The sequence below is a fragment of the Sphingopyxis solisilvae genome (genome assembly GCF_015475875.1).
GTDB lineage: Bacteria > Pseudomonadota > Alphaproteobacteria > Sphingomonadales > Sphingomonadaceae > Sphingopyxis > Sphingopyxis solisilvae.
Map to the genome: position 1 here is coordinate 37,608 of NZ_JADKYM010000010.1, position 26,584 is coordinate 64,191.

At 65.4% G+C, this 26,584-nt stretch carries 31 protein-coding genes, 1 pseudogene and 1 other annotated feature; of the genes and pseudogenes, 14 read left to right on the forward strand and 18 right to left on the reverse strand.

What is annotated here, in order from left to right:
* Positions 1-23: 23 nt before the first annotated feature.
* Together IR187_RS08970 and glpX are read right to left on the reverse strand one after the other, a co-directional pair.
* Positions 24-1,520 (reverse strand): SulP family inorganic anion transporter, encoded by a 1,497-nt coding sequence (locus IR187_RS08970; RefSeq protein ID WP_194954270.1) that lies wholly within the window; start codon positions 1,518-1,520, stop codon positions 24-26.
* Between the two features lie 60 nt (positions 1,521-1,580).
* Positions 1,581-1,636, reverse strand: a sequence feature (sul1 is cis-regulatory element that is thought to sense ions involved in sulfur or methionine metabolism; They are found in Alphaproteobacteria).
* A gap of 59 nt (positions 1,637-1,695) precedes the next feature.
* A complete protein-coding gene (glpX, locus tag IR187_RS08975; protein WP_194954271.1) occupies positions 1,696-2,667 on the reverse strand; it encodes a class II fructose-bisphosphatase in 972 nt (323 codons plus the stop codon).
* A 113-nt stretch (positions 2,668-2,780) separates the two neighbouring features.
* On the opposite strand from glpX, the gene IR187_RS08980 reads away from it, so the two are divergent.
* Positions 2,781-3,194 carry a hypothetical protein gene (locus IR187_RS08980; RefSeq protein WP_324187673.1) on the forward strand — a complete coding sequence of 138 codons (414 nt, stop codon included), beginning with the start codon at positions 2,781-2,783 and terminating at the stop codon, positions 3,192-3,194.
* Here IR187_RS08980 and IR187_RS08985 read toward each other — a convergent pair.
* Both IR187_RS08985 and IR187_RS08990 read right to left on the reverse strand, forming a co-directional pair.
* The gene (locus IR187_RS08985; protein WP_194954273.1) at positions 3,191-4,510 is read right to left on the reverse strand and encodes a homoserine dehydrogenase; all 1,320 of its coding nucleotides are present in this window, start codon (positions 4,508-4,510) and stop codon (positions 3,191-3,193) included. The two genes, IR187_RS08980 and IR187_RS08985, sit on opposite strands and share 4 nt — an antisense overlap.
* A 110-nt stretch (positions 4,511-4,620) precedes the next feature.
* Complete coding sequence (locus IR187_RS08990) at positions 4,621-5,430, reverse strand: hypothetical protein (protein WP_228765674.1); 810 nt, start codon at positions 5,428-5,430, stop codon at positions 4,621-4,623.
* A gap of 339 nt (positions 5,431-5,769) precedes the next feature.
* Between IR187_RS08990 and IR187_RS08995 the strand changes: the two genes are divergently transcribed.
* The 5 genes from IR187_RS08995 to IR187_RS09015 all read left to right on the forward strand — a co-directional run bounded on the left by IR187_RS08995 (position 5,770) and on the right by IR187_RS09015 (position 9,557).
* A complete protein-coding gene (locus IR187_RS08995; RefSeq protein WP_194954274.1) occupies positions 5,770-6,426 on the forward strand; it encodes an energy transducer TonB in 657 nt (218 codons plus the stop codon).
* A gap of 61 nt (positions 6,427-6,487) precedes the next feature.
* Positions 6,488-7,300 carry a MotA/TolQ/ExbB proton channel family protein gene (locus IR187_RS09000; RefSeq protein WP_228765676.1) on the forward strand — a complete coding sequence of 271 codons (813 nt, stop codon included), beginning with the start codon at positions 6,488-6,490 and terminating at the stop codon, positions 7,298-7,300.
* A 127-nt stretch (positions 7,301-7,427) separates the two neighbouring features.
* Positions 7,428-7,946: an ExbD/TolR family protein gene (locus tag IR187_RS09005; protein ID WP_194954275.1), complete on the forward strand. Its 519-nt coding sequence runs from the start codon at positions 7,428-7,430 to the stop codon at positions 7,944-7,946.
* Positions 7,947-7,982: 36 nt separating this feature from the next.
* Positions 7,983-8,408 carry an ExbD/TolR family protein gene (locus IR187_RS09010; protein ID WP_194954276.1) on the forward strand — a complete coding sequence of 142 codons (426 nt, stop codon included), beginning with the start codon at positions 7,983-7,985 and terminating at the stop codon, positions 8,406-8,408.
* 567 nt (positions 8,409-8,975) lie between these two features.
* Positions 8,976-9,557, forward strand: a complete 582-nt coding sequence (locus IR187_RS09015) for a superoxide dismutase family protein (protein WP_228765678.1) — start codon at positions 8,976-8,978, stop codon at positions 9,555-9,557.
* Positions 9,558-9,561: 4 nt separating this feature from the next.
* Here the strand turns inward: IR187_RS09015 and IR187_RS09020 are convergent, their stop codons facing one another.
* Positions 9,562-11,169, reverse strand: a complete 1,608-nt coding sequence (locus IR187_RS09020) for an MFS transporter (RefSeq protein WP_194954277.1) — start codon at positions 11,167-11,169, stop codon at positions 9,562-9,564.
* Positions 11,170-11,275: 106 nt separating this feature from the next.
* Here IR187_RS09020 and IR187_RS09025 point away from each other — a divergent pair, with 106 nt between their 5' ends.
* A complete protein-coding gene (locus IR187_RS09025) occupies positions 11,276-11,758 on the forward strand; it encodes a low molecular weight protein-tyrosine-phosphatase (protein ID WP_194954278.1) in 483 nt (160 codons plus the stop codon).
* On the opposite strand, the gene thpR is transcribed toward IR187_RS09025, so the two are convergent.
* Positions 11,671-12,282, reverse strand: coding sequence for an RNA 2',3'-cyclic phosphodiesterase (gene thpR, locus IR187_RS09030; protein ID WP_194954279.1), 612 nt, complete (start codon positions 12,280-12,282; stop codon positions 11,671-11,673). The genes IR187_RS09025 and thpR overlap by 88 nt on opposite strands.
* A 138-nt stretch (positions 12,283-12,420) precedes the next feature.
* Here thpR and IR187_RS09035 point away from each other — a divergent pair, with 138 nt between their 5' ends.
* Together IR187_RS09035 and IR187_RS09040 are read left to right on the forward strand one after the other, a co-directional pair.
* Positions 12,421-13,149, forward strand: a complete 729-nt coding sequence (locus IR187_RS09035; protein ID WP_194954280.1) for a Bax inhibitor-1/YccA family protein — start codon at positions 12,421-12,423, stop codon at positions 13,147-13,149.
* A 76-nt stretch (positions 13,150-13,225) separates the two neighbouring features.
* Entirely contained in the window at positions 13,226-14,122 is an 897-nt protein-coding gene (locus IR187_RS09040) for a DUF2785 domain-containing protein (RefSeq protein WP_194954281.1), read from the forward strand.
* Between the two features lie 53 nt (positions 14,123-14,175).
* On the opposite strand, the gene IR187_RS09045 is transcribed toward IR187_RS09040, so the two are convergent.
* On the reverse strand, positions 14,176-14,811 hold the full coding sequence (locus IR187_RS09045; RefSeq protein ID WP_194954282.1) for a glutathione S-transferase family protein: 636 nt from the start codon (positions 14,809-14,811) through the stop codon (positions 14,176-14,178).
* A 104-nt stretch (positions 14,812-14,915) separates the two neighbouring features.
* Between IR187_RS09045 and IR187_RS09050 the strand changes: the two genes are divergently transcribed.
* Complete coding sequence (locus IR187_RS09050; protein WP_194954283.1) at positions 14,916-15,677, forward strand: competence/damage-inducible protein A; 762 nt, start codon at positions 14,916-14,918, stop codon at positions 15,675-15,677.
* Here the strand turns inward: IR187_RS09050 and IR187_RS09055 are convergent.
* Complete coding sequence (locus IR187_RS09055; RefSeq protein WP_194954284.1) at positions 15,650-16,900, reverse strand: TCR/Tet family MFS transporter; 1,251 nt, start codon at positions 16,898-16,900, stop codon at positions 15,650-15,652. The two genes, IR187_RS09050 and IR187_RS09055, sit on opposite strands and share 28 nt — an antisense overlap.
* 60 nt (positions 16,901-16,960) lie before the next feature.
* On the opposite strand from IR187_RS09055, the gene IR187_RS09060 reads away from it, so the two are divergent.
* Positions 16,961-17,749 carry a transglutaminase-like domain-containing protein gene (locus IR187_RS09060; RefSeq protein WP_194954285.1) on the forward strand — a complete coding sequence of 263 codons (789 nt, stop codon included), beginning with the start codon at positions 16,961-16,963 and terminating at the stop codon, positions 17,747-17,749.
* A gap of 18 nt (positions 17,750-17,767) precedes the next feature.
* Here IR187_RS09060 and IR187_RS09065 read toward each other — a convergent pair whose 3' ends face one another.
* Positions 17,768-17,905, reverse strand: a complete 138-nt coding sequence (locus tag IR187_RS09065; RefSeq protein ID WP_228765680.1) for a hypothetical protein — start codon at positions 17,903-17,905, stop codon at positions 17,768-17,770.
* 152 nt (positions 17,906-18,057) lie between these two features.
* Here IR187_RS09065 and IR187_RS09070 point away from each other — a divergent pair, with 152 nt between their 5' ends.
* On the forward strand, positions 18,058-18,348 hold the full coding sequence (locus IR187_RS09070; RefSeq protein ID WP_194954286.1) for a hypothetical protein: 291 nt from the start codon (positions 18,058-18,060) through the stop codon (positions 18,346-18,348).
* 254 nt (positions 18,349-18,602) lie between these two features.
* Here the strand turns inward: IR187_RS09070 and IR187_RS16765 are convergent, their stop codons facing one another.
* The 8 genes and pseudogenes from IR187_RS16765 to IR187_RS09105 all read right to left on the reverse strand — a co-directional run bounded on the left by IR187_RS16765 (position 18,603) and on the right by IR187_RS09105 (position 24,415).
* A complete protein-coding gene (locus IR187_RS16765; protein ID WP_228765682.1) occupies positions 18,603-18,974 on the reverse strand; it encodes a hypothetical protein in 372 nt (123 codons plus the stop codon).
* 41 nt (positions 18,975-19,015) lie between these two features.
* Positions 19,016-19,267: pseudogene (locus tag IR187_RS17160) on the reverse strand (transposase); the annotation flags it as partial.
* A gap of 124 nt (positions 19,268-19,391) precedes the next feature.
* Positions 19,392-19,748 carry an SMI1/KNR4 family protein gene (locus IR187_RS09080; RefSeq protein ID WP_194954287.1) on the reverse strand — a complete coding sequence of 119 codons (357 nt, stop codon included), beginning with the start codon at positions 19,746-19,748 and terminating at the stop codon, positions 19,392-19,394.
* A gap of 266 nt (positions 19,749-20,014) precedes the next feature.
* Positions 20,015-20,290: an HU family DNA-binding protein gene (locus IR187_RS09085; RefSeq protein WP_088440085.1), complete on the reverse strand. Its 276-nt coding sequence runs from the start codon at positions 20,288-20,290 to the stop codon at positions 20,015-20,017.
* A gap of 95 nt (positions 20,291-20,385) precedes the next feature.
* Positions 20,386-21,846, reverse strand: a complete 1,461-nt coding sequence (locus IR187_RS09090) for a S41 family peptidase (RefSeq protein WP_194954288.1) — start codon at positions 21,844-21,846, stop codon at positions 20,386-20,388.
* 142 nt (positions 21,847-21,988) lie between these two features.
* Positions 21,989-22,693, reverse strand: coding sequence for an RlmE family RNA methyltransferase (locus IR187_RS09095; protein WP_194954289.1), 705 nt, complete (start codon positions 22,691-22,693; stop codon positions 21,989-21,991).
* Positions 22,690-23,793 carry a Ppx/GppA phosphatase family protein gene (locus IR187_RS09100; protein ID WP_194954290.1) on the reverse strand — a complete coding sequence of 368 codons (1,104 nt, stop codon included), beginning with the start codon at positions 23,791-23,793 and terminating at the stop codon, positions 22,690-22,692. Before IR187_RS09100 ends, IR187_RS09095 begins: the two co-directional genes overlap by 4 nt.
* A gap of 226 nt (positions 23,794-24,019) precedes the next feature.
* Positions 24,020-24,415, reverse strand: a complete 396-nt coding sequence (locus IR187_RS09105) for a glycine zipper 2TM domain-containing protein (protein WP_194954291.1) — start codon at positions 24,413-24,415, stop codon at positions 24,020-24,022.
* A 164-nt stretch (positions 24,416-24,579) separates the two neighbouring features.
* Here IR187_RS09105 and IR187_RS09110 point away from each other — a divergent pair, with 164 nt between their 5' ends.
* Positions 24,580-25,578 carry an esterase-like activity of phytase family protein gene (locus IR187_RS09110; protein ID WP_194954292.1) on the forward strand — a complete coding sequence of 333 codons (999 nt, stop codon included), beginning with the start codon at positions 24,580-24,582 and terminating at the stop codon, positions 25,576-25,578.
* 37 nt (positions 25,579-25,615) lie between these two features.
* Here the strand turns inward: IR187_RS09110 and rpmB are convergent, their stop codons facing one another.
* Positions 25,616-25,909: a 50S ribosomal protein L28 gene (rpmB, locus tag IR187_RS09115; RefSeq protein WP_194954293.1), complete on the reverse strand. Its 294-nt coding sequence runs from the start codon at positions 25,907-25,909 to the stop codon at positions 25,616-25,618.
* Between the two features lie 141 nt (positions 25,910-26,050).
* On the opposite strand from rpmB, the gene tadA reads away from it, so the two are divergent.
* Positions 26,051-26,506 carry a tRNA adenosine(34) deaminase TadA gene (gene tadA, locus IR187_RS09120; RefSeq protein ID WP_194954294.1) on the forward strand — a complete coding sequence of 152 codons (456 nt, stop codon included), beginning with the start codon at positions 26,051-26,053 and terminating at the stop codon, positions 26,504-26,506.
* Positions 26,507-26,584 lie beyond the last annotated feature (78 nt).

The following is a 26,584-nucleotide window of genomic DNA, read 5'->3' on the forward strand; positions in this document are numbered from 1 at the left end:
CCGTCGGGTTCGACCTGGCGAGGTTAATGCGGGACCAGCCCGATCTCCACGCCGGTCTTGTCGTGCAGCGCGAACTTGTCGACGATATCGGCGCTGGCGCGATTATATCCGACCACATCGACGCTCCGTCCCTCGCGCCGCAACTTGGCGACGATCTTGTCGAGCGCTCCGACCCCCGAAATATCCCAGAAATGCGCCGCCGAAACGTCGATCAGCACATGGCCGACCTCGCTTTCAGTCTGGAACGCGCGGGTAAAACGATCGACCGAGGCAAAGAAAATCTGCCCGGTGACGCGGTACGTCGCGGTGGTGCCATCGGCCGAAAGCTCACGCTCGACCGCGAACATCCGCCGCACCTTGCCGGCAAAAAACACCCCCGAGAGCAGCACGCCCGCCAAGACGCCGAGCGACAGGTCATGCGTCGCCACGACGACGATCACCGTCGTCAGCATGACGATCGACGATGTCGGCGGATGACGGCGCAAATTGGGAATCGAATTCCAGCTGAATGTCCCGATCGACACCATGATCATCACCGCGACCAGCGCGGGCATCGGCACCTGCCCGACGAACGGACCAAGCACCGCCAGCAGGAACAGCAGGAACGCCCCGGCGGTAAAGGTCGACAGCCGCCCGCGGCCGCCCGACGTCACGTTGATCACCGACTGGCCGATCATCGCACAGCCGCCCATGCCGCCAAAGAAGGCCGCGACGATGTTCGCCCCGCCCTGCCCGGCACATTCGCGCTGCTTGTCGCTGTCGGTGTCGGTCATGTCGTCGACGATCTGCGCGGTGAGCAGGCTTTCGAGCAGCCCGACCGCCGCCATGGTGAGCGAATAGGGCAGGATGATCTGGAACGTTTCCCACGTCAGCGGAACGTTCGGCAACGCAAAGGCCGGCAGGCCTTCAGGCAATTTGCCCATGTCGCCCACCGTATTGACCGGCAAGCCGAAACCGATGCTGATCGCCGACAGGATCAGGATCGCGACCAGCGGCGACGGCACCGCTTTGGTCAGGCGCGGTAACAGATAGATGATCGCCAGCCCGCCCGCGACCATCGCATAGGTTTGCCAGCCGACGTTAATCAGCTGCGGCAACTGCGCCATGAAGATCAGGATCGCCAGCGCGTTGACGAAACCAGTGATGACCGACCGCGACACGAACTGCATCAACAGGTCGAGCCGCAGCAGCCCGGCAACGATCTGGATCAACCCCATCAGGATCGTCGCCGCAAACAGATATTCGACGCCATGATCGCGCACCAACGGGATGACGAGAACGGCGACCGCTGCGGTGGCAGCCGAGATCATGCCGGTGCGTCCGCCGGTAAACGCGACAACCATCGCGATCGCGACCGACGCGTAAAGTCCAACGCGCGGATCAACCCCGGCGATGATCGAAAACCCGATCGCTTCGGGGATCAAGGCAAGCGCAACGACGATTCCGGCCAGAATTTCGCGGCGCAGCGAGGCGCCGTCCGTGAACCACTGGTGGCGATACGACGACAAGGAAACAGACATTGAAATTCCACAACAAGGCACATGGCGCCAGCTTGGACGCAGAAATCATATCATGTGTGATGTCGTCCGGCGGATCGGCGGCCGGAATAGCCACCCGGATTTGCACCGGGTCCATGCGATTGCGCGGCACCTAGCCCGGCGTTGCTCGATGCGCAAGCGCATCGGCAACCGGCTCTCAGCTAATGCGGTGCTCGCCCTTCACCCAGCGCACCGTCCCCGAAGATGCGCGCATCACCACCGTTTCGGTGGTCATCACGCCGTCGCGGCGGTGCTTGACGCCGCGCAGCAGCGATCCATCGGTCACGCCCGTTGCGGCAAAGATCACGTCGCCCTTGGCCAGATCTTCCAGGTCATAGACGCGGTCGAGATCCTCGACGCCCCATTTCGCAGCGCGCTTGCGCTCGTCGTCGTTGCGGAACAGCAACCGGCCCTTGAACTGGCCGCCGACACAGCGCAGCGCCGCCGCCGCCAGCACACCCTCGGGCGCGCCGCCGCTACCCATATAGATGTCGACATTGGTGTCGGGATTGGTTGTCGCGATCACCCCGGCAACGTCGCCGTCGGGGATCAGCGCGACGCCGCAGCCCAGCGCGCGCAGCTCGGCGATCATCGCTTCGTGGCGCGGGCGGTCGAGCACGCACACCATCACCTCTGCCGGGGTGCAGCCCTTTTCCTTGGCAACGGCTTCGACATTCTGGCGGATGCTGTTGTCGAAATTGACCACATTGGGCGAGTAACCGGGGCCGACCGCCAGCTTGTCCATATAGACGTCGGGGGCGTTGAGCAGGCAGCCTTCCTCGGCGATCGCCAGCACCGCGAGCGCGTTGGGGCCGGCCTTGGCGGTGATCGTCGTGCCTTCGAGCGGATCGACCGCGATGTCGATCTTCGGGCCTTTGCCCGGCGCGCTGCCGACCTTTTCGCCGATGTACAGCATCGGCGCCTCGTCGCGTTCGCCTTCGCCGATGACGATCGTGCCATCCATATACAGCGTGTTGAACGCGGTGCGCATCGCTTCGACCGCGGCGGCGTCGGCGGCTTTCTCGTCGCCGCGACCGATCAGTTTTGCGGCGGCGATCGCCGCGGCTTCGGTGACGCGCACCATTTCGAGTACGAGCACCCGGTCGAGGTTGCTGCCGCTGGTCGTCATGTCCGCCGATCTCCGTCTTTACATCTTGCCTTGTCGCCCCGCTCGGGCATGGTGCGCGCCATATGGCCGGTCGCTCTGCTTGTCGAGGATGCTTCGCCCGATTCGGAGCCGCTGTGACGCTCCTTTGCGTCGTGCCGGTGACGGCCGCAGCACAGGTGCAGGGGCCACCCGCCCCGCCACCGCCGCGCGACGCCGAAACCGCCGCCGCCAATGCCAAGGAACTGGTCGACCCGATCCGCCGCTGCAAACCCGCCGACGACGGCTCGATCAACGTGTGCGGTACCGATACCCAGCGCCACCGCCTGACCCCCGAACTGCGCGCGATCGCCAACGAAGGCCGCGAGGCACCGCCCAAGCTGCCGCGCGCCGAGGCAAAGGCGATGAGCCTCGACAAGCTGCCGTACAACTGGATGTCGATCGGCGGCCGCTATCCACCCGGCCCCGAATATAATGCGCTGTACGAAATGGCGAAGCGCGCGACCGACCCCGAAACGGGGACGGCGCCGCCGGCAGAACCGGAAGGCTAAAGGGCCAGGATCGGCATCAGCATCGGCGCGCCGACGACATGGTCCGATTTCGCCAGGATCGCGAGCGCCGCATCGATCGCGCGTGCCGGGCCTGCATGGGTGACGAGCACGATGACGACGCCATCTTCCTCGTCGGTCCCGCGCTGGATAAAGCTTTCGATCGACACCCCGGCATCGCGCATCGCGGTGGCGATCTCGGCCAGCACCCCGATGCGGTCCTCGACGATCAGGCGGACATAATGTTTGCCGACCCGCGCGCCGGCGTCGGCGACCGGTGCGGCGTCGAGCGAATCGACCGGCATCGCAAAGGCGGGGCCATATTCGTCGCGCGCGATGTCGATGATGTCGGCGACGATGGCGGAGGCGGTCGGTCCGGCGCCCGCGCCGGCGCCCTCGAAGAACAGGCGGCCGACGAAGTTGCCCTCGGCGACCACCGCGTTGAGCGCGCCGGGCACATAGGCGAGCGGATGGTCGGCGGGCACCAGGCACGGCTGGACATGCTGGTACAGCCCGCTTTCGTTGCGTTCGGCCATGCCGATCAGGCGGACGCGGTGGCCCAGCGCCTCGGCCTCGCGGATGTCGGCGGCGATCAGGTTCCGGATGCCGTTCGCCGTCACCGCGCCGATGTCGAGCCTTGTCCCGAAACACAGCGCCGCCAGGATCGACAGCTTGTGCGCCGCGTCGATCCCGTCGACGTCAAAGGCCGGGTCGGCCTCGGCATAGCCTTCCGCCTGCGCCGCGCCCAGCGCCTCGGCAAAGCTGGCGCCGTTCCGCTCCATCTGCGTGAGGATATAATTGCAGGTGCCGTTGAGGATGCCATAGACGCGCGCGATCTCGTTCGCCGACGCGCCCTCGCGGATCGCCTTGATCACCGGGATGCCGCCCGCGACCGCGGCTTCATATTTCAGCGGCGTGTCGCGCTCTTCGGCGAGTCGCGCCAGATCCAGCCCGTGATGTGCGATCATCGCCTTGTTGGCAGTGACCAGCGCCTTGCCCGCCCCCAGCGCGTGCCGCGCCAGCGTCAGCGCCGACCCGTCGGCGCCGCCGATCATCTCGACGACGACATCGACGTCGTCGGCGGCGACCAGCGCGTCCATATCGTCTTCCCAGCGATAGCGCGTCAGGTCGATGCCGCGGTCCTTGTGCCGGTCGCGCGCCGATACCGCGACGATCTCGACCGACCGGCCGGCGCGACGTGCGATCAGCTCGCGATTCGCCTCGAGCAGCCGCACGACGCCACCGCCGACGACGCCGATCCCGGCGAGCGCAACGCGCAGCGGCGGACGGGGGGCGGTCGGGGCAGGGTGGGGCGACATGCGGGACTCCGTATCCGGGCGCGCGCCATCGCCCGCCCTCCGGTCCGGCCCCTATCGGCTTTTGTCAGCGAAACAAGCCCCGCGCGCCTGGGGCGCCGCGAAGCAAATCTTTACCGCACCGGCGGTTTGCGGGTGCGCGCGCAGTCGCCGAGCGCGCCCAGCACCACGCCATAATCGGACGCCGCCTTGCGGCGATCCTCGGGCGCGGTGCCCGCCAGCTTGTTCAGCGGCAACTGGCGCGGCAGCCCGCAGGCGAGCCGGTACCAGGCGAGCGTATTCCGCGCCGGGACCTCTGCCGACCCGTCGACGATCTCGCCGAACGCTGCCGCCCAGCGGCGCGACCCGTTGGCGGCGGTCAGGACGGTCAGCGATACCGGCTCGCCGGTGCTGGTATCGAGGAACAATTGCGTCTCGCCCTCGCCGGGCAGCGTGCCGGGGACGTGAAAGCCGTTGGCGATGCCGGTGATCGCGGGCGGCGCCCCCGGCTTGACCAGCTCGGTCAGGATCGCGCGCAATTGCGATTCGGTCGCCGCGTCCCAGGGCAACTGCGCGTCGGGCGCGACCAGCCGGATGCTGCTCGTGCTGTTGCTGCCCGCACTCGCGCCCGCGACAGGACGGGCAAAGAGCAGGACGGGCTGTTTCTTCTTGAGCTTCACCGGCTTGCCGCGCGCATCGAGCGGCAGATCGACGAGGTAGTTGACCCGCGCCGCCAGCGGCCCCGCCCCGCGAATCAGGCTGACCACATCGGCCTCGACATAGAATCGGCTGTGGCCGGCCGCGACGCCGACGGCCTGGGCGGGTTTCAGCGCCGCCGCGCTGTGGATACGGGCGTGGAGCGCGATCGGCGCGGCGGTCGCCAGGTCGGCGATATCGGCATAGGTGAAGGGGCCGGTTGCCGTCGCTGTCGGCGGCGTCTGCATCGCCGAAACCGTTGCAAATCCTGGGCTCATGGCCAAAAGCCCGGCCGCCAGTAACGAAGCATGGACGCGCATGGTCGATTCACTTTCCATCATATTGGCGCCGCTCGCGACGCGGAAATTTCCATCATGGGACAAGCCACATTAACCGCTGATAAAGGGTTTGCGAACTTGTCGCCACCGCGATAGGACGGGCGCGAAACGTCCGGCAAAAACATAATAAGCCGAACGAAGCTCCGCCGGGTCTGTGGAACGCATCGGAAATCATCCGGGCATTTGGCAACTGGACCTGTCGGGTGGGAATTGGTGTCAGGATGATCTAGCAAGGAGCGTCGTCCCTGAATGGCTTATGGTGATAATGTCGACCCTAAAAGCAGGGTAGTCTCGATCGTCTTGGTGGGGTTGTTGACGGCGGTGATGGGCTATGGCCTCGTCAACGGCCTGAATATCAGCATCGTCAAGAAGATCGCGGAAAAACTGGACGTCGTCGACGTCGAAGAACCGCCGCCGCCGGAAGAACCGCCGCCGCCGCCGCCGCCGGACAATGTCCTGCCGCCGCCGCCGCCGGTCGTGACGCCGCCGTCGCCGATTCCGCCGCCGGTGACGACCAACACGGTGCAGTCGGTGCCGACGCCGCCGCCCGCGCCGCCGCCTCCGGTTTTCGTGCCGCCGGCACCGCCCGCACCGCCGCCGACGCCCGATCTCAGCGCCGCCGGTTCGCCGCGTGGCAACCCCGCGCGCTGGGCGACGAACGACGACTATCCGGCCCGCGCGATGCGCGAAGAGCGTGAAGGCACGACGGGTTTCTCCGTCAGCTATGACGCGACGGGCAAGATCACGTCGTGCGACATCACCTCGTCGAGCGGCCATGCCGACCTCGATGCGGAAACCTGCAAGCTCATCACGCGCCGCGGCCGGTTCAATCCGGGCAAGGACCGTGCCGGCAACCCGCAGGGTGGCAACTACAGCAATCGTATCCGGTGGCAGATTCCGCGCTGATCCGGCGCGCGACTGTCCATCATCCGAATTTCAGCGAATTTCTTGAGAGGGAATATCCAATATGTTTAATCTGATCGCGAACGCCGCTGCTGCGGCACCGGCCCACGACGTCGGCCTCACCCTGATGCCTGCGGCGATGTGCGTGAAGGAAGAAGGGTCCAACCCCTATGGCATGATCCCCGCGCTCTGCGACGGCGGTATCGTCGGCCAGCTGACCTTCCTGACCTTGCTGATCATGTTTGTCGGCACGCTCTACATCCTGTTCACCAAGCTGTTTGAACAGAATAAGGTGATGAACCAGGGCAAGGCGGTCGATGCCAATTTCTGGCGCGCCCCGACGCTGGCCGAAGGTGCCGCGAAGCTGGAAAAGAACAGCGCCTATCGCCAGGTTGTCGAAGACGGCCTGCGCGCCAATGAAGAGCATAACAAGCTGACCGACCCCGTCGAAGCGCACGACTGGATGCACGGTACGCTCGAACGCTCGCAGAACCACATCAACTCGAAACTCAACGGCGGTCTCGCCTTCCTCGCGACCGTCGGTTCGACCGCGCCGTTCGTCGGCCTGTTCGGTACCGTTATCGGTATTCTGCGCGCGCTGGTGAAGATCGGTGCGTCGGGTCAGGCGTCGATCGACACCGTCGCCGGTCCGGTCGGTGAAGCGCTCATCATGACCGCGATCGGTCTGATCGTGGCGGTTCCCGCGGTGCTCGCGTTCAACTGGCTGCAGAGCCGCAACAAGGCGATCGCCCGCCGCCTGTCGACCTTCTCGAACGACGTGCTCGGTTCGATCATGTCGAACGGCCAGGTGAAGCCGGTTCCGTCGGGTCCGGCACCGAAGGCTGCCGCCCCGGCTGCCGCGCCGAAAAAGGCCTGAGGCGGTATGGGGATGCCCGCCCCGCGCCGCAAGGCGGGGGCGGGACCCACTGGACAGGGCAGGCAGGCCGCCCGGCGTGCAAGCCCGATGTCCGTGACATGAATTTTAGTGACAGGATACTGATCCTATGGCGATGAGTGTAGGCGACAAGGGCGAAGAGGCCCCGATGTCCGAAATCAACACGACGCCGCTCGTCGATATCATGCTCGTGCTGCTCATCATCTTCCTTATCACGGTTCCCGTGGTGCTGGAGACGGTGAACCTCGAGCTTCCCGACGTGGCGTTCGAGGTGACGACGACAAAGCCCGAAAATGTGCTGCTGTCGATCCGCTCGGCGGACACCGATGGCGACGGGCTTCCGAATCCCGAAAGCACCGCTTGCGAAGTCTATTGGGGCCAGACTCCCGTGGATTCGAAGCAGCTGCTGGAACGCGGCCAGAAAAAGCTGGAGCAGCTGATCGAGGATATCGGCGGCGTCGAGAATATCACCGAGGAAAATTTCCCCGAGGTACATATTCGCGGCGACGTGAACACCCCGTATCAGTGCATCGGTGGCGCGATCTACACGATGCAATATGCCGGCTTCCAGAAAATCGGGTTCATCTCTGAACCTGCGGCTGGCTCGGGCACGGTCGGCCGCCTGTAACGGCGTCGGCGATTTTTCGAACGAAGGAATAACCCTATGTCGATGGCAGTTGGAGACCGGGACGAAAACGAACCGATGATGGACATGAACACGACGCCGTTGATCGACGTCATGCTCGTGCTCCTTATCATGTTCATCATCACCATCCCGGTCCAGACCCATGCGGTAAAGATCGACCTGCCGGTTCCGACCGACAGCCAGAGCAATGTCGATCCGGAGAAGAACAAGGTGATGATCGATCCCGCGGGAACGATCACCTGGAACGGTACGCCGATCGACCTGGCGCAGCTGGCGCAATATCTGGAACAGACCAAGGCGCTGCCGGTCGAACCCGAATTGCAGGTCCAGCCCGATCCCTATGCGCGTTACATCGTCGTCGACCGGGTGTTGGCGGTGATCAAGCGCAGCGGCGTCGGCAAGCTCGGCTTTGTCGGCAACGAACAATATGCCCGCGTCTTCTGATCTTTGATCGGGGCCGCTCGGCAAAAATAGAGGGGGCCGCGAAGCAATTCGCGGCCCCTTTTCTGTTCCCGGCAGATGACGAGTTCAAAGGTAAGTTCCCTACCCCATTTCCGTCGTTCGTGACCGATCTGGGTCGAGTGACGCGAATCGACCGGTTGCGGTCTTTTGCCCGAAGTGCAGTGTCAGAACAGGATTCGCGCAGAGGCGCAGAGAACGCAGAGGGGAGTGCGCTGCAACTCTGCGATCTCTGCGCCTCTGCGCGAATTTTATAAAATGCTGCGTTTCGACCGTTTGCGAATGCAATATCCTCCCCATCGACTTGCGATGGGGAGGTGGCAGCCCGCAGGGCTGACGGAGGGGCCGCGACGTTGCTACCCTTCCACCACCGCCTGCGGCGGTCCCCCTCGCCATCGCAAGTCGATGGGGAGGATTATCAACGCCCGATCCCCACCCCAAAACCGACAATGCCCTTGGAACTTGCTTCAAAACGCGCCATCGTCGCGGCGAGGGGATCGAAACGCGCGATCTGACGTTTAGATTCCGATCTTGATGACAGGGAGCAGCATGATGACGACGGGTTCGCACTGTAAGCCGACAATGACCACGGTATCGGCGCTGCTTGGTGCCCTCGCACTCGCGGGCTGCGCCAACATGGGCGGCAAGGCACCCGTCACCAATCTGCCGACCGCCGATGCGCACGCCAATCTGGTCGATGCGCGCGGCGCCGATCGCGGCCGCGTCGATATCTATCGCGACGGTAGCGGGTTGCGACTCGAACTCGTCGCGCGTGGCTTCGGCGCCGGCACCTATGCTATGCACATTCACGAGACCGGGCGCTGCGACGCGCCGAAGTTCACCACCGCGGGCGCCCACTGGAACCCGACCGGCGCCGAGCATGGCCGTGACAATCCACGGGGCGCCCACCATGGCGACCTGCCCAATCTGGTGATCGAGCCCGACACCATCGGCCGCGCGACGCTGCAACTGGTCGGCACCCGCCTCGCGGGCGAGGGCGGGGTGCTCGACGCCGACGGGGCCGCATTCGTGATCCACGCCGGTCCCGACGACATGAAGACTGATCCCAGCGGCAACAGCGGCGACCGCATCGCGTGCGGGGTGATCGTCGCCGGCGGACCTGCCGCCGGCTGATCGTTCAGGCGCCGCGCGCCGCGGCTGCACGCTCCACAAGCGTCGCCTCGGCCTCAGGCAGCGCGCGATAGGCATAGAGGAGCAGCGCGACGGCGACCGGCGCGACGCCGATCAGCGACAATATGCCCGCGCGCAGGTTGCCGACCGGCTGGCCGTTCACCACCGTGCCCGTCAGGTCCGAAATCTGCCCGACCATATAGGGGCCGAACGACAGGCCGATCAGCGTGGTACCAAGGAAAAAGGCGGCGGTCGCGGTGCCGCGCATCTGCGGCAGCACCAGATCCTGCGTCGTCGCCGCCGCCGCGCCCAATGCTGCGGCGCCGAACAGTCCGGCAAGGAAGTTCATCGTATAGAACAGCGGGGCGCTGTCGGTGGTATAGCCGATCCAGATCGGGATGATCGGCGCGACGACGCCGAACAGGATCATCCAGATGCGCCCCGCCGGATGGCGCGCGCGCAGCGCATCGGCGGCGCGGCCGCCGATGATGACCCCGATGAATCCGCTGAGCGCGCCATTGGCGCCCAGGATCGAGGCGAGCTGCTGCTTGGGCAGCCCCAGCACGACCTCGGCATAGGGCGCCGACCAGAAAGCGAGCGCATAGGCGGCGAGGGCGACGAGCCCGTAGCCGATCGTCGTGCAGATGAACGCCGGTGTGCCCCAGATCAGGCGAAAGGTCGCCGGATCATTGGCGCGCAGCGTGCTCGCCCATGAAAAAACGGCATAATAGCCGAGCGCGACCGCCGACCATTGCGGCAGGTTGCCGGTCAGCGCGATCATCCACCAGGCAAAGGCGGCGAGCCCTGCCGCGACGCCGATGTTGATCGCGAGCGCCGCGGGGCCGCGCTGCCATGCGCCATAGAGGGTAAGCGGCGGCACGATCATCGACAGATCCCTGCCGAACTGGCGAAACGGCGTCGGCGAGCTTGTCGCCGGCACGCCGTCCATTGCGCCGCGCACCGGCTCGCGCAAGCTGGCGACCCACAATGCGAGCAGCAGGCCGGGAACGCCGACCGCCAGGAATGCTGCCTGCCAGCCGACGAGCCCGAGCGGCCCGCCCCCGGGATAGGCATTGTTCCAGCTTTCGACGATCACCGCGCCGATGAACAGCGACACGCCGCCGCCAAGGTAAAGTCCCGAGGAATAGATGGCGAGCGCGGTCGCTTTCTGACGCTTCGGGAAATAGTCGGAGATGAGCGAATAGGCGGTCGGGCTGGCGGTCGCCTCGCCGACGCCGACGCCCATGCGCGCGAGCGTCAAGGTCATGCGGTCATAGGCGAAACCCGACAGCGCGGTCATCGCCGACCACAGGGTGAGCCCGATCGACAGCAGCTTCACACGGCTCCAATTGTCGGCCAAGCGCCCGAGCGGGATGCCGAACAGCGCATAAAAGACCGCGAAGGCCGCGCCACCCAGAAAGCCCATATCCGAATCGCTGAGCCCCAGGTCGGCCTTGATGTCGACCGCCAGGATGCTGATGATCTGCCGGTCGATGAAGTTCAGGATATAGACGACGACCAGCACCGACAGCACATACCAGCTGTATCCGGTGGCCTTCGGTTCGGCGGCGGGCGCGGTTTCGGACCCTTCAAGCTGGCTCGCGCTCTCGACCATCTGGCAACCCTCTCCCTGAACCTCTATCTTGTGCGCGCCATGGCTAGCAGAGCCGCGGAAAGGCGCAAGTTGAAAGACGGTTCAACTTTTCGGTGAAGGGCGCAGCGTGGACGACGATCGCGACAAAATCCCCGCCATTTTGTTCCTGTGCCTCGGCAATATCTGCCGCTCGCCCCTCGCCGAAGGCGCGGCGCGCGCCGCCTTCACCGCCGCGGGGATCGACGCCCGGCTTGATTCGGCGGGCACCGGCGACTGGCATGTCGGCCGTCCGCCCGACCCCCGCGCCCAGGCCGAGGCGCGGCGCCGCGGCATCGACATATCGAACCTGCGCGCCCGACAGCTCGCGCGCGAGGATTTCTACCGCTTCGACCTGATCCTCGCCGCCGACACCGCCAATCTGCGCGAGGCTCGCGCGCTGGCGCCCGCCGATGCGACCGCGCGTGTCCGGCTGATGCTCGATCTCGTGCCCGAACGCCGCGGCGAAAGCGTGACCGATCCCTATTATGGCGAAGACGACGGTTTTGCCGCGACATGGGACGATGTCGGTGCAGTCGCCGCCGCACTGGTCGCCGAGCGATCGAGCGGGTAGCGCGCGACGGGATGATAGCGCGACCCGCCATGTCCCATCGCGCTTTCATACAGAATGACGTGGGTGAATTCGAACGGCGGAGTGGCGAGATCGCCGTGCTGCGCCAGAAAGGGCGCGACCGGCCCCGCCGAACGGTTGAGCCGCGCCAGCGTGATATGCGGGACGAAGGCGCGCGTTTCGGACGATACCCCGACGCGCGCGAGCAACTGGTCGACCTTGTGGTGCAACCCGGCCAGCACCGCCGCCGGTTCGACCCCGGCCCAGACGGTGTGCGGCCATCCTCTTCGCTCGAACATCCCCACCCCGGCGATCCGCGCGGTAATTGGGACGGCGTGCAGACTGCCCAGCACCGCGGCGACGTCTTCGCCGCGATGGCGATCGACTTCGCCGATGAAGCGCAAGGTCAGGTGCAGCTGGTCGTCATCCTGCCAGCGGGCCGCCGACAGGCCGTGCATGGCGGTGCGCAGCAGGTTGCGGACGGGGCGCGGCGGGCGCAGCGCGACGAACAGGCGATGGGTGGACATGGCGCGCGCATCATAAGCCAAGGGCATCCGGCAACCACCTAAAGTTGAACGATTTCCGGTTTTGCTTGAAAGGCGGCGACAAAATCACGATATTGGCAGCCACGGCCGGTATGGGCTGGCCGGTTATGGAGAATGACAATGGCGAATTGGAACGACCCCAATATGGCGGCTTCCGGTTTTGGGGCCGGCGCGAACGCAATGGACCAGGCCGTCGATGCCGGCCTGCGGTCGTACATGCTGTCGGTTTACAATTATATGGCGTCGGGCGTGTTGCTGACGGGTATCGTCGCGCTGCTCGCCTTCCAGTCGGGCTTTACCGCGTCGATGATCGGCACCCCGCTGATGTGGGTGGTGATGCTGGCGCCGCTGGCCTTTGTGCTGGTGCTCAGCTTTGGCATCAACAAGCTGTCGACGACGGCGGCGCAGGCGCTGTTCTGGGTCTATGCCGCAGTGATGGGTCTATCGATGTCGACGATCTTCATCGCCTTCACCGGCACCTCGATCGCGACGACCTTTTTCGCGACGGCCGCGGCGTTTCTGGGTCTCAGCCTTTACGGCTACACGACCAAGAAGGATCTGTCGGGCTTCGGCACCTTTCTGATCATGGGTGTCGTCGGCATCCTCGTCGCGCTGCTGATCAACATGTTCGTGCAGTCGAGCGCGCTGGCGATGGCGATCAGCGTCATCGGCGTGCTGCTGTTCGCGGGCCTCACCGCCTATGACACGCAGAAGATCAAGAGCATGTATTTCTATGTCCGCGGGACCGACTTTGTCGGCAAGTCGGTGGTGATGGGCGCGCTGACGCTCTACCTCGACTTCGTCAACATGTTCACCTTCCTGCTCAATCTGCTGGGCAGCCGCGAATAAGCGGACGGACATCGAAGGAAAAACGGGAGCCCGGCGGAGCGATTCGCCGGGCTCTTTCTTTGCGAGGGGGATGAGGATGAAACGGATTTGGGGCGCGGTCGGCACCGCGATGCTGCTGACCGCGATGCCGGGTACCGCAAAGGCTAGCGATACTTGCACGGTTGCGCGGCCCGCCGATGGCGACCTCAAGGCCTTTGCCGGTAGCTATTTTGTAGCGGCGGATGAGGCCGCGATCGACGCGCTGATCGCCTGTCTGGGCGATCCCGACCCCGCGATCCGTGACGATTTCGCCTTCGCGCTGTGGACACAGGGACTGCGCGGCAAGCATCTGAAGCCCGACGGCCTCCGCCATGCGATGCAGCGGTTGACGACGATTCTCGCCGCGCCCGATGACGCAGCGGGCTTCCGTCGTCCGTTCGCGGTGCTGGCCCTGTCGGAAGTCGCGCGCGCTGACCGCGTCGAGCCCTTTCTGACCGACGCCGAATTGCATGCGCTCGCCGAAACTGGCGCGAACTATTTGCGCGGCGTCACCGACTATCGCGGCTTCATCGCAGGCGAGGGCTGGCGGCACGGCGTCGCGCACGGCGCCGACCTGTTGATGCAACTCGCGCTCAACCCGCGGCTGACACGTGCCGATGCCGACCTGCTGCTCGGCGCGGTCGCCGCGCAGGTCGCGCCCGCGGGATCGCACGCCTATGTCCATGGCGAGGCGCGGCGGCTGGCGCGGCCGCTGCTGTTTCTGGCGAAGCGCAGTGACATCGACGATGCGGCGTGGGCAGGGTGGTTTCAAACGCTGCAGCCAGGCGATGCGCCGCGCTGGAAAGCGGCGCATAACAGCGCGGAAGGACTGGCGGCGCACCACAACATCACGGCTTTCGCCGACGCGGTCTATGTCGCGGCGAGCGAATCGCAGGACCCGCAGGTGCGACGGCTGGCGCCGCTGGCTGCGGGATTGCTGAAGGCGCTGCCTTAGCTCACGCAATCGAGCTTTCCATGCCTCGCAATGACGAACCAGAAAGACCGGCCCTAAGCCGGATTCGCCGCCTGCATCTCGGCGATCAGCGCATTGTCGATTTCCTTCGCGCGCTTGTACGCCGCGCGCTCGCGCAAGGGCGCGACATAGGCTTCGAACGCGGGTCGGCTTGGGATGGTGCCGAATTGCAGCCCCCAGTCGATCTGGCTCCCGACATAGACGTCGGCGGCGCTGAAGCGGTCGTTGGCCACATATTCCTTGCCCGCCACCGCACTTTCCAGCGCGTCGAGCGCCATCTCAAGCGAGCCGAACCCCGCCATTTGCTGCTGCTCGCCCTCGGGCTCCAGCCCGAAATGCTTCGATGTGATCGCCTGCTCGACCGGCCCTGCGGTGAAGAACAGCCAGCGATAATAATCGGCGCGGTCGGCGGGGGCGGGCGCCAGCCCGGCATCGGGGAAGGCATCGGCCAGATAGGCGCAGATCGCGGCGCATTCGGTCACCACCTTGCCGTCATGGACGATCGCAGGCACCTTGCCCATCGGATTGACCGCCAGATAGGCGGCGTCCTTCATCGTCGTGCCATAATCGAGGATGCGCGGTTCATACGGCGCGCCGACCTCCTCCAGCATCCAGCGGACGATCTGCCCGCGCGACATCGGGTTGGTATAGAAAATCAGTTCGTCGGCCATCGGGGCTCTCCCTCATGTATTGCGAGTCGAACATGAACATAACAGGAACAAAGATGCAGGTCCACCGCACTTGTTTTGTCACCGCGTCCGGCTAAGGCAAAGCGATGAGCGACGAACGCATCTGGACCGCCGCCGTGCTGGTGATCGGCGACGAGATTCTCTCGGGCCGCACCCAGGACAAGAATATCGCGCAGATCGCGACCTGGCTCGATGCCCAAGGCATCCGCCTGCGCGAAGTGCGCGTCGTCCCCGATGTCGAGGACGAGATCGTCGACGCGCTGAATGCGGTGCGCGCGCGTTACGATTATGTTTTCACGACCGGCGGCATCGGCCCGACCCACGACGACATCACCGTCGATGCGGTGGCGAAGGCGCTGGGCGTCGGGGTGATCATCCATCCCGACGCGCGCGCGATCCTCGAGCGCTATTATGGCGGGCGCGGGCTGGACCTGACCGAGGCGCGGCTGCGCATGGCGCGCACCCCTGACGGCGCCGAGCTGATCCCCAACCGCATGTCGGGGGCGCCGGGCATCCGCATCGGCAATCTGTTCGTGATGGCGGGGGTGCCGCATATCACCGCGGGGATGCTCGACGCGCTGACCGGCCAGTTGGAGGGCGGCGCGCCGCTGGTTGCGCACACCATCGGCGCCTGGTCGCCGGAAAGCGAGGTCGCCGACCTGCTCCGCCAGGGCGAAAAACAATATCCCGGCGTCGTGATCGGCAGCTATCCCTTTTTCCGCGATGGAAAGGTTGGCGCCAATTTCGTGATCCGATCGACGTCGGCCGCCGATGTCGCCGCCTGCGTCGCGATGCTGACCGCGGGGCTGGAAGCCGCGGGTTATGCGGCGACCGACGGCGGCATCTGATCGCCCGCATCGTCGCTGGTCCGCGTCACCCGCGGCAGGCGGCGCAGCATCGCCACCGCGAGCAGGCCGAAGATCGCCGACACGATGAACGCCGCGCCCGGGAAATGCAGCGGGGCGGTGTCGGCGGTGAAATAGGCCATGGTGCCGGTTAGCAGGATCGGCGCGGCAAGCTGGCCCAGTCCCATCGCCATCGCCGAAATCCCCTGAACCTCGCCCTGCGTGTCGGCGGTGGCGCGGCGCGACATCAGCGCGTTCAGCGACGGCTGCACCGGTGCCTGCAACGCGATCGGCAGCAACAGCAGGAACGCGCCCCAGGTCGAGGTGACAAAGGCATAGCCGATATAATTGGCGACCGCGATCAGGATGCCGATCGTCGCGGCGTCGCGCTCGCCAAAGCGCGCGACCATCGGCCCGACGACAAAGGTCTGGCCGAGCGCGATCATCACCCCGACCGCGGCCAGGCTGGCGCCGATCATCCCCGGCGTCCAGCCGAGTTGCGCGATGCAGTAAAAGCTCCACGTCATCGGATAGACCAGGCTGGCAATCTGCCACAAAGTCAGCACGCTCGCGACCCCGCCCATGCCGGGCAGGCCGCGCATCGTCTGGAGCGCGCCGAGCGGATTGGCGCGGCGCCAGCTGAAGGCGCGGCGGCGCTCGGGCGGCAAGGTCTCGGGGAAGATGAACAGGCCATAGAGCATGTTCGCGGCGGCGAGGATGGCGGCGGCGACAAATGGCGCGCGCGGACCGATCTCGCCAAGGAAGCCCCCGATCGCGGGACCGGCGACAAAGCCGATCCCGAACGCCGCACCGACAAAACCGAAATTGCGCGCGCGCTCCTCGGGCTTGGTGATGTCGGCGATGGCGGCCTGCGCCGCCGCATAGCTGCCGCCAAATACTCCGGACAGGGCGCGCGCAATGAATAGCCAGGGCAGCGTCTGAACAATCGTCAGCAGCGCATAATCGATCGCCAGCCCGCCCAGCGACAGCAGCAGCACGCGCCGCCGCCCGAAGCGGTCGGACAGGTTGCCGAGCACCGGGGACGCCAGGAACGTCGCCACCGCCATCACCAGCCCGATCCACGCGCCGACCTCGATCGCGTGCGGCAGATCGATGCGCCCGACCTCCATCACCAGCTGCGGCAACACCGGCATGATGATGCCGAAGCCGACCGCGTCGATAAAGATCGTTGCAACGATGAAGGGGATGGTCCGCCCCGGCGTCACTTGTGCTTTTTCCCTGACAGGTTTAGCGGCACCGAACCCTCCCTCATGCGTTGGCGATAGATGAAACTCGCGATCCGCGCCTCCCTAAAATATCGCCTGCCCCAACCGGTCGACCTGATGCTCCAGATCGAGGCGGCGAACGGCCATGGCCAGCGCGTGCTCGATGCCGCGCTCGACCTTGGCGCGCCCGACGATATCGTCCGCACCCCGTCGGCCGCCGGGATCTGCGATCCGGTGTGGCTGCGCACCGAGGGCGAGCTGGTCGCCGACTATCGCGCCCGCGTCGCGATCGACCGCCCTGATCCCGATCTGGCGACGCTCGCCGCGGTGCCGCTCCACCGCCTGCCCGCCGACGCCGTCCCCTATCTCAACGAATCGCGCTATTGCCCGTCGAACAAGTTTCACGCCTTTGTCGAACGCCGCTTCGGCGACCATGAAGGCGGCGCCAAGGTCGCGCGGATGCGCGACTGGATCGAAAGCCGCTTCACCTATGTCGCGGGGTCCAGCGACGCCGAAACCGGCGCGCTCGACAGCTTTGTCGAACGGCGCGGGGTGTGCCGCGACTATGCGCATGTGATGATCGCGCTGGCGCGCGCCGCGCAGATCCCGGCGCGGATGGCCAGCGTCTATGCGCTGGGGGTCGATCCGCAGGATTTCCACGCCGTCGCCGAAGTGTTCCTCGACGGCGACTGGCACCCCGTCGACGCGACCGGCATGGCGCGCGCATCGGCGATGGCGCGCATCTGCGTCGGCCGCGACGCCGCCGACATCAGCTTCCTGACCGCCTATGGCGCGATCGAACTGGTCGACCAGTCGGTGACGGTTGCCGAGGCGGTCGAGGCGGAATAGGCGGCGCGGGGGCAGGGGTTACGACAGCAACGTCGCTGCGGGGCGATGACGGAGGGCGTCATCGCCGTCCTCGAAAAACGTCCGCTCGCGCCGGTTGCTGCGCTGGGTCACATGATGCGGAATGCCGGGCAAAACCATGCGGGGGAGGCGAGCCATGGCGCGAGGCTATGGAAGTTTGGGGGTTAAGTAAACTGTCACCGTAATTCCAAGGCAGGGACAACAGGATACTTTGACGCTGCCAACAAAGTGCAGGTAATTGTCGACTCCAGCACCGGCAAAGTTATTACCGTAATCCGAGGAAAACCGTGATGCAGACCCCCGACATTGTAGCTGAAAGACAGCGCATCATTCGCGAGGCGCTTCGCACCGAGTGGGACCCGATTGGCGTAGGTCATGTTCCCGAAGCTCACGACGAATACGATTCTTACGCTCCGTTGATCTATAATCTGGTGGTTGGGGACAAGCGCCGCGACGAAATCGTCGATTACCTCTGGTGGCTCGAAACCGAGCAGATCGGAATGCCGGGAGATCGGGAAGGTGTGGAGCGATTTGCGGATCGACTGGTGGGTCTTCGGGCTGATTTTGCGAAGGCAAGATAAAAGCAGGGAATTACGGTGACAGGTGCAATAACCCCTACAATTACCTACAATTACGCCTTACGGTGACAGGTGGCCTTACGGTGACAGGTGCGTTATCCCCGGCCCCGGCCTTACGGTGACAGGTGCGTTATCCCCGAAATTGCACGAGCTGCGGCTCCCTGCTATCGACAGGACATGGCCCGCCTCCCCCGCATGGTTTTGCCCGGAATTACGGCGACAGTTTACTTAAATTACGGTGACAGTTTACTTAACCCCTAAACTCCCATTTCCTTTGGGCCGCGCTTTTTTGGCTTCAGCGCCAGTCCGGTCTTGGCCTCCATATCGTCCAGCCATTGGGGCGACCCGACGGGGCGTCCGACGCTTTCGGCCTTGCGCAGCGCGGCATAGGTAAAGGCCTCGTCGAACGCCTCGTCGAGGAAGGCGGTGAAGTCGCCCACGCGGTCGAGCGCCGGTGCGACAGTGACCACGCCGTCATCTTCCGCGTTGCACAGCGCGCGGGTGCTCGACCATTTCCAGTCGGTCGCCCGCCTGACCAGCCGCGCGCGGACGGGGTTGAGCGCGACATAGCGAAAGGCGGCGACCAGATGGGCCTCGTCCATCGCGACCGAGCGAACCGCCCTTGCCACAGGTGGCCCGTCGTGCGCATCCGCGCGTTGATAAAGCCGGTATAGCGCCGGTGCAGATCGCCAAAGGTCCGGCGAAGCCCGTCCGCATCGCCCGGTACCAGGATGATATGGACATGGTTGGGCATCAGGCAATAGGACCAGATCTCGGTCTGCGCCCGCCGCGCCGCCTCGGCGAGGAGATCAAGATAGACCTCGTAGTCGCCGTCCTCGAAGAAGGTCCGCTCGCGCCGGTTGCCGCGCTGGGTAATATGGTGCGGAATGCCAGGGAGGACGAAGCGCGGAAGGCGGGCCATGCTGAGACGCTATGTAAGTTTGGGGGTTAAGTAAACTGTCACCGTAATTACACCGTAATTAAAGTAAACTGTCACCGTAATTAATTCAATTCCGTAATTCTAAACTGTCACCGTAATTCGTTGATTAGCGCCGGGCATCCAAAAGGGCAGCGTCCATCCAGTTATCGAAATCTCTATATGAATAAGCGCGCCCGGATTCATCGAGAACGAGCATTAAGACATTTGGGTTTCCACTGTGATCGTCGCCATCGAAACAAGCAATATCTCCTCGTCCGTCGTCCACCTTGGCGAACGGTATTAGGTTCCGTCCGTCATGCTCTCGAATGCTATAAAATAGGTCTCCTGCCTCCGACGCAGCGTCTACAAACCACCAAGGCGCGATCTGCGGATAACTGCCCGATTCAGCCATGAAACGAAATTTCTCCGGGTATTTGAAGCCCGGTGGCAGAAGCGTATCCTTGTAAAGCTCGAACGTCGTCATGTGTCTCTCACTTCACTACCGGAATTACGGTGACAGTTTACTTAACCCCTAAATGCTTCATTACGGTAACAAGTGCGTTATCCCCCAATCTCAGGGAAATTTCGCGGGCGCACCAAAAGGGGGCGAGCCGTCCCCGCGCCGCGGCAGGTCGCCGTTGATATGCCGATGTACATGGGTGCCGGCCTGTTGCCGTTATATGGTGGCGTTCGGCAGGGAAAAACTCGGGTCCCGCCAGCCGTGGCGGCGGCGGGACCCGCGCGGGTGGATCAGCCGTTCAGGCGGTCCTTGACGGCCTTGGCGGGGCCAAAGGTCAGCTTCTTGGCGGCCTTGATCTGGATCGTGGCGCCGGTCGACGGGTTGCGGCCTTCGCGGGCCGGGGTCGCCTTGACCTTGAACTTGCCGAAACCGTTGACCGAAACCTCGTCACCCTTGGCGGCGGCGTCGGCGATCGCGGCGAACACGGCGTCGACCGCCTTGCGCCCGTCGGCTTTGCTCAGGTCCAGCGACGCAGCGACGGCGTCCGACAATTCGGCGTGGTTCATTCATTCTCTCCTGACTTCGGCCGGGCCATCCCCGGCCAATGCGCTGCCATAGACGCAGGACACGGGCTTCGCCAAGCCCGTGTTTGCGGGGCCGATCAGAACAGTCCGGGCAGTTCGCGCTGCGCCGCGCTCGGCCGGTCGGGAACCAGCATTTCGGGTTCGGCGGTGATCCGCGCGCTGCTGCTCTGCGCTGCCGGGCCGACGCCGGCCTCGGCAATCCGCGTCGGGCAACCCGCGCCCGACAGAAAGTCGATCGCGCGGCGGACCGAGGCCTCGCGCGCGTCGCCCAGCGGGAAAGCCAGATCATCGCCCGCGGCGCAGCTGTTCGCGATCTTGGGCGCCAGCCCGTCGTAATAATCGCCTGCGCCGGTCGAATTGGCTGTTGCAAAGGCGACGACGCGCATCCGGTCGTCGCATTCGGCCTTGTCCAGCGCGATCTGGCCGACCGGCTTGCCGAACGTATTGCTGCCGACCAACGTCATGTTGGTGCCCAAATAGGGCAGCATCGAATTGATGACGAGTTCGCTGGCCGACGCGGTCGATCCGGTCCCGATAAAGGCGATACGCGTCGGTGCGATCGATTCGGGTTGCGGCGCAAAGAAGCGGTTGCTGTTCTGGCTCGATTTCGACGAGCGGAAAACGGTCTGCGAAAACAACTGGCTCGACGTGCGGTTGCGCCCCAGCAGGTCGCCCATCAGCTCGGCGGTCGAGACGAGGCCGCCGCCATTATAGCGAAAATCGATGATGATGTCGGTCACCCCCTGGTTGCGGAAATCCAGAAAGGCGGCACGCAGCTGCGGGTTTGCCGACGAGATAAAGGTGCGCAGGTTGAGGTAACCATAGTTGCGACCGCCCTCGCTGATAATCTTGGCGCCATAGCGATCCGAAATCGGATCGAGCGCATAATCGGCCTTGGCGACGGTCACGTCGCGCGTTCCGGCGGCGTCGGTGATCCGCAGGACGCGGGTCACGCCGGGGTCGTTCGGGCCCAGCGCGTTGGTGATCCCCGCCGTCCCCTCGGACGCCACGATATTGGCGATGGTGCGGATGTTGCCGCTGTTGGTGCCGATACCGACGATCGCCGTGCCGCGGTCGATCCCCGCGGCAAAGGCAGGGGCGGTTTCATAGGCTTCGGCGATCAGCACCCGCTGGTTCGCCGCGTCATAGACCAGCCGGATGCCGAACCCGGCGCTCGATCCGCTGGCAAAAAAGGCGTTCTCCTCGGCGATCGAGGTGATGTAGGTAAAGAAACGATCCTTCCCCAGCGCGCGCGCCGGGGCGACCAGCGCGTCGATATAGGCGTTGACGCTGCCGAAACTGGCGGGGTTGACACCGCCCGCGACGTCGGCGGGGAACAGATACCATTCGTCGATCACCGCCTTCGCGAAATTCTGCCGCGCGGTCAGCCCGCAGCCCGCGGTGGGTGCCGGGGTCGGTGACGGAGTCGGGGTGACGGTAACCGGCCCGCCGCCGCCGCCGGTCGAACTGCTGCCCCCGCCGCCGCACGATGCCAGCAACAAGGACAGGGCGGACAAGGATGCAACGGCGCGACGCATAGATTTTCCCCAGTGTAATCAAAGTGCCCGGACAATAGGCATATCGCCGCTGAATTGGAAATGAAGAAGCGATGACGGGATGGGACCGAAACCGGTCCCAAGGCAGTCACCCGTTCACTGCGCCAACGGTGACGCCGATGTGTCAGGCGTCCGTTTCCGCGTCCTGCCGTCCCTTGAACCCCTGCGCGATCACATAGAGTTCGGGCGATCCCTTGCGGCTGGCGGGGGGCTTGGCGTGCTTTACCGTGGCAAAATTCTGTTTGAGAATGTTGAGCAGCGTGTGATCGGCGCCGCCCGCAAACACCTTGGCGACAAAGGCGCCGCCCGGCTGTAAATTCTGGACCGCAAAATCGGCGGCGGTTTCGGCCAGGCCGATCGTGCGCAGATGGTCGGTCTGCTGGTGGCCGACGGTGTTCGCCGCCATGTCCGAAATCACCAGGTCGGGGGCACTGCCCAGCGCCTCGATCAGCGCATCGGGCGCGGCATCGTCCATGAAGTCCATTTCCAGGATAGCGACGCCCTCGATCGGCTCGCACGCCAGCAGGTCGATGCCCGCGACGCGCGCGCGCGGGTTCGCCTTGCGCACCACCTGCGACCAGCCGCCGGGGGTGATGCCCAGATCGACGACGGCGCGCGCCTTCCGGATGAATCCGAACTTCTCGTCGAGTTCGATCAGCTTGTACGCGGCGCGCGATCGATATCCCTCGGCCTGCGCACGGCGGACATAGGGGTCGTTGAGCTGGCGTTGCAGCCAGCGCGTCGACGACGTGCTGCGCTTTTTCGCGGTCTTGACGCGCACGTGCAGGCCGCCGCGACCGCCGCCGCTCCCGCGCTTGCCCCCGCTCATGACCGATATTCGCGCCGCGTGACGGGGACGTCGCGCCCCTGCATCGCCAGCGTCCGCAAAATGCCTTCGCGGATGCCGCGGTCGGCGACGCCGACGCGCGCCGCGGGCCACAGGTCGATAATGCTTTCCAGGATCGCGCAGCCGGCGACGACCAGATCGGCGCGTTCGCGGCCGATGCACGCGATCTCGGCGCGGTCCGCCATGCTGGCGTCGGCGAGGCGGCGGCTGATTTCGCGCATCGCATCAGCGGGAACGACCAGCCCGTCGACCGCGCGACGGTCGTATCGCGGCAGGTTCAGGAACACGCTCGCCAGCGTCGTCACGGTGCCGCTGGTACCCAGCAGGCGCAGCGGCTGCCCCGCGAATTTTTGCGCGCGCCCGGCAAAATCGGCAAAGGCGGCGCGTGTCACCTCGCGCATATGGGCATAGGCGGCCTGCCGTCCGGCCAGGCTGTCTTCGGGTAGCGGGGCATGTTCGGTCAGCGACACCACGCCCCACGGAACGCTGGTCCAGTCGTGGATCTTGACGTCATGATCGGAAACATCGACGTGCATCAGCTCGGTCGAACCGCCGCCGATGTCGAAAATCAGCGCCGGCCCTTCGCCCGGTTCCATCAGATTGTGGCACCCCAGCGCCGCGAGGCGCGCCTCTTCGGCGGGCGAGATGATGTCGAGCACGATGCCGGTTTCGCGGCGCACCCGTTCGGCAAGCTCGGCGCCGTTGGCGGCGCGGCGGCAGGCTTCGGTCGCGACCGCGCGCGACAGCGTGACATGGCGGCGGCGCAGTTTGTCGGCGCAGATCGCCAGCGCCGCGACGGTGCGGTCCATCGCCGCTTCGCTGATCCGGCCGCTGGCGTGGAGTCCCTCGCCCAGCCGGACGATCCGCGAAAAGGCGTCGATGACGACCAGCTCGCCATCCTGCGGCCGCGCGATCAGCAGGCGGCAATTGTTGGTGCCCAGGTCGATGGCGGCATAGCTGCGGGGACGGATGAAATGTTGCGCGCGCGCGGCCGGTTCGGCCTTTCCTCGCGCTTTTGCCGCCGGCCCTGTCCGCGAACCCGGCCGCGGCGCTCGCCCTGATGGCGCTGCCATTTGCCGCATGGCTGTACTTACCTGTCTCTCTCACCGATCCGCAAAGCCGGATTGGCACTTGCTGCCGAACCTAGGCGGAGGCGGCGTTGAAGGCAACCCCGCCGCCCCGGCGCGCGGCGCCGACAAGGAAAACCCCGCCCGGCGGGTGCCGGACGGGGTAAGGGAGAGGGAAATTATTGGGGGTCGGGTCCGCCTCTCGATAGCGGCCGTCGTTCCCCGGATCGGTGCTGCCGATTTAACGGCGGCAGCCGTCGTTGCCCTTGTCGATCGCGCGGCCGGCGATGGCGCCGACGGCGCCGCCGATGATCGTGCCGACGGTGCGGTCGCCGCGACCGGCGATTTCATGGCCGGCCAGGCCGCCGGCGATCGCGCCGATGATCGTGCCGCCGGTGCCATTGTCGCACTGGCGATAGTTGCGCTGGTTATAGCGGCGATCCTGGCGGTAATCGCGGCGATCGGCGCGGCGGTCGTAACGACGGTCATAGCGGCGGTCGTCGCGGCCATAGCGCGCGTCATAGCTCGCATAGCCATGGTTGTTGTAATAACCGTTCTGCGCGGCGGCGGGAGCCGCCATGCCCAGCGTCGCGGTGGACATCAGGGCGGCGATCGAGAGGGTCACCATCTTTTTCATCGTCGTTCTCCTTCGTTCGTCGTTCGGCCCTTCTGGGCGTTGTCGATGAAGGGGGTTATGCGCGATTCGCATTGAGTGAAGCCTGAACATCGCTGTTGGCTGGCGTTCAGCTTCGGGTGCCGAAATGCTTTGCTTTTGCCGGCCGTGACCCTAACCCCGCGCCGATGCGCCGCGCGATACTTGCCTTGCTGATCCTTTTATTCGTCGGACCGATACCGTGGACGGTGCAGCGCTTTCCCGTGGACGACCACCGGCAACAGGTGACCGCGCGTCCGCTGCCCGACCGGCCGCCGCCGTCGGGATCGCTGCATTTTGTGCGCGGCTGGCACCTGGTCAGCCCGCACAGCCGCTTCGGAGGTTTCTCGGCGCTCGCGCGCACCGGCCCGGGCGCCTTCATCCTGGTCGGCGACAATGGCTACCGGACACGGCTGACGGTCGATGGAGCGGGGCGGGTCAGCGCGGTCGATATCCGCCCGCTACCGACGCCCGACGGTCGTCCGGCGAGCAAGGCGATGGCCGATGTCGAGGCGTTGTCTGTCGATTCGGTCGGCGACCGCGCGTGGATCGCGCTCGAGGGGATCAACCAGATCTGGCGGCTCGATGCCGGCCTTTTGCACATCGAGGCGCGGCGCAAGCTGCCGCAGCCGCGCTGGCCGGCGAATCGCGGCGCCGAGGCGATGGCGCGGCTGCCCGACGGGCGAATGATCGTCTTTTCGGAGGATGCCGACGACGATCCGCGCGGGCGCGAAGCGCTGCTTTATGCCGGCGACCCCGCGATGCCGGGGCCGCCGCCGCAACGATTCTTCTACGACGCGCGCGGTAAGGGGCTGGTCAGCGACGCCGCGGTGCTGCCCGACGGGCGCATCCTGCTCGTGCACCGCCGCCTCGGCTTCGATCCGGTGTTTACCACCATTCTGGCCGTGGTAGATCCGGCGGACATCCGCACCGACGGGGTCGTGCGCTCGCAAACGATAGGCCGCGTCCCGCGCCGCCTCGCCGAAAATTACGAGGGGGCGGCGGTCGGCGTCGAAGGCGGCCGGACGTACTTGTGGCTTGTCTCGGACGATAATTTCAACCGCTGGCAGCGCAGCCTGCTGCTCCAGTTCGAGCTGGTCGATCGGCCGCCTGTCGAAACGCCGGACAGCAAAAAGGCGGCCCGGTAAACCCGGCCGCCTTTTTGCGTCAGCGATGGAAACGCGCTTAGGCGGCCTTTTCGGCCAGCTTCTTCGCGACTTCCTTCTTCACCTTGCGCGCCGATGCCGACAGCTGGTCGTCGCCGGCCTTCAGCAGCCAGTTGTCGAGGCCGCCATTATGCTCGACGGTGCGCAGGCCGTGCGTCGACACGCGCAGCTTCACGCCCTTGCCCAGCGCATCCGACAGCAACGTCACATTCTGCAGATTGGGCAGAAAGGTGCGCTTGGTCTTGTTGTTGGCGTGGCTGACATTGTTGCCAACCATACGACCCTTGCCGGTCAGTTCGCAGATGCGCGACATGCTGTTTGTCCTCGTACAAAATTTCGGTTCGGCGTCCGGGTGCGTCCCGCAAAATCGGGGGCAGCAGGACCGGAGTGAGCCGGGAAAGGCGCGCGCTTATCGGCTTGCCGCAGATTCGTCAAGGGACTAGCGGGAAAAGCGATGCCACAATTTCCGCTCCCCGAACCGATGCGCGCGGCGCTGGATCTCGCGAAAAGCGCCGCCGCGGCGGGCGAAGTGCCGGTCGGCGCGGTCGTCGTCAAGGACGGGATGATCGTCGGCGAAGGCCATAATGCGCCGCGCACCGCGCACGACCCGACCGCGCACGCCGAAATCGTCGCGATTCGCGCCGCCGCGGCGCGGCTGGGAAACGAGCGGCTCGACGGCTGCGACCTCTATGTCACGCTCGAACCCTGCGCGATGTGTGCGGGCGCGATCGCCCACGCCCGCATCGCGCGGCTTTACTACGGCGCCGACGATCCGAAAGGCGGCGCGGTCGCCCACGGACCGCGCATCTTCGCCCAGCCGACGGTGCATCACCGACCCGAGATCTATGACGGCATCGGGGCAGGGGAGGCGGGGGCGTTGCTCAGGGAATTTTTCGCCGCGCGGCGGTGAAGAAGGGGGTCGGCTTGGGGGTGGGAAATTGACATTCGCCCATTCTCCCTCCTTCTTGCTGTTCCAAAGGATTGTAGG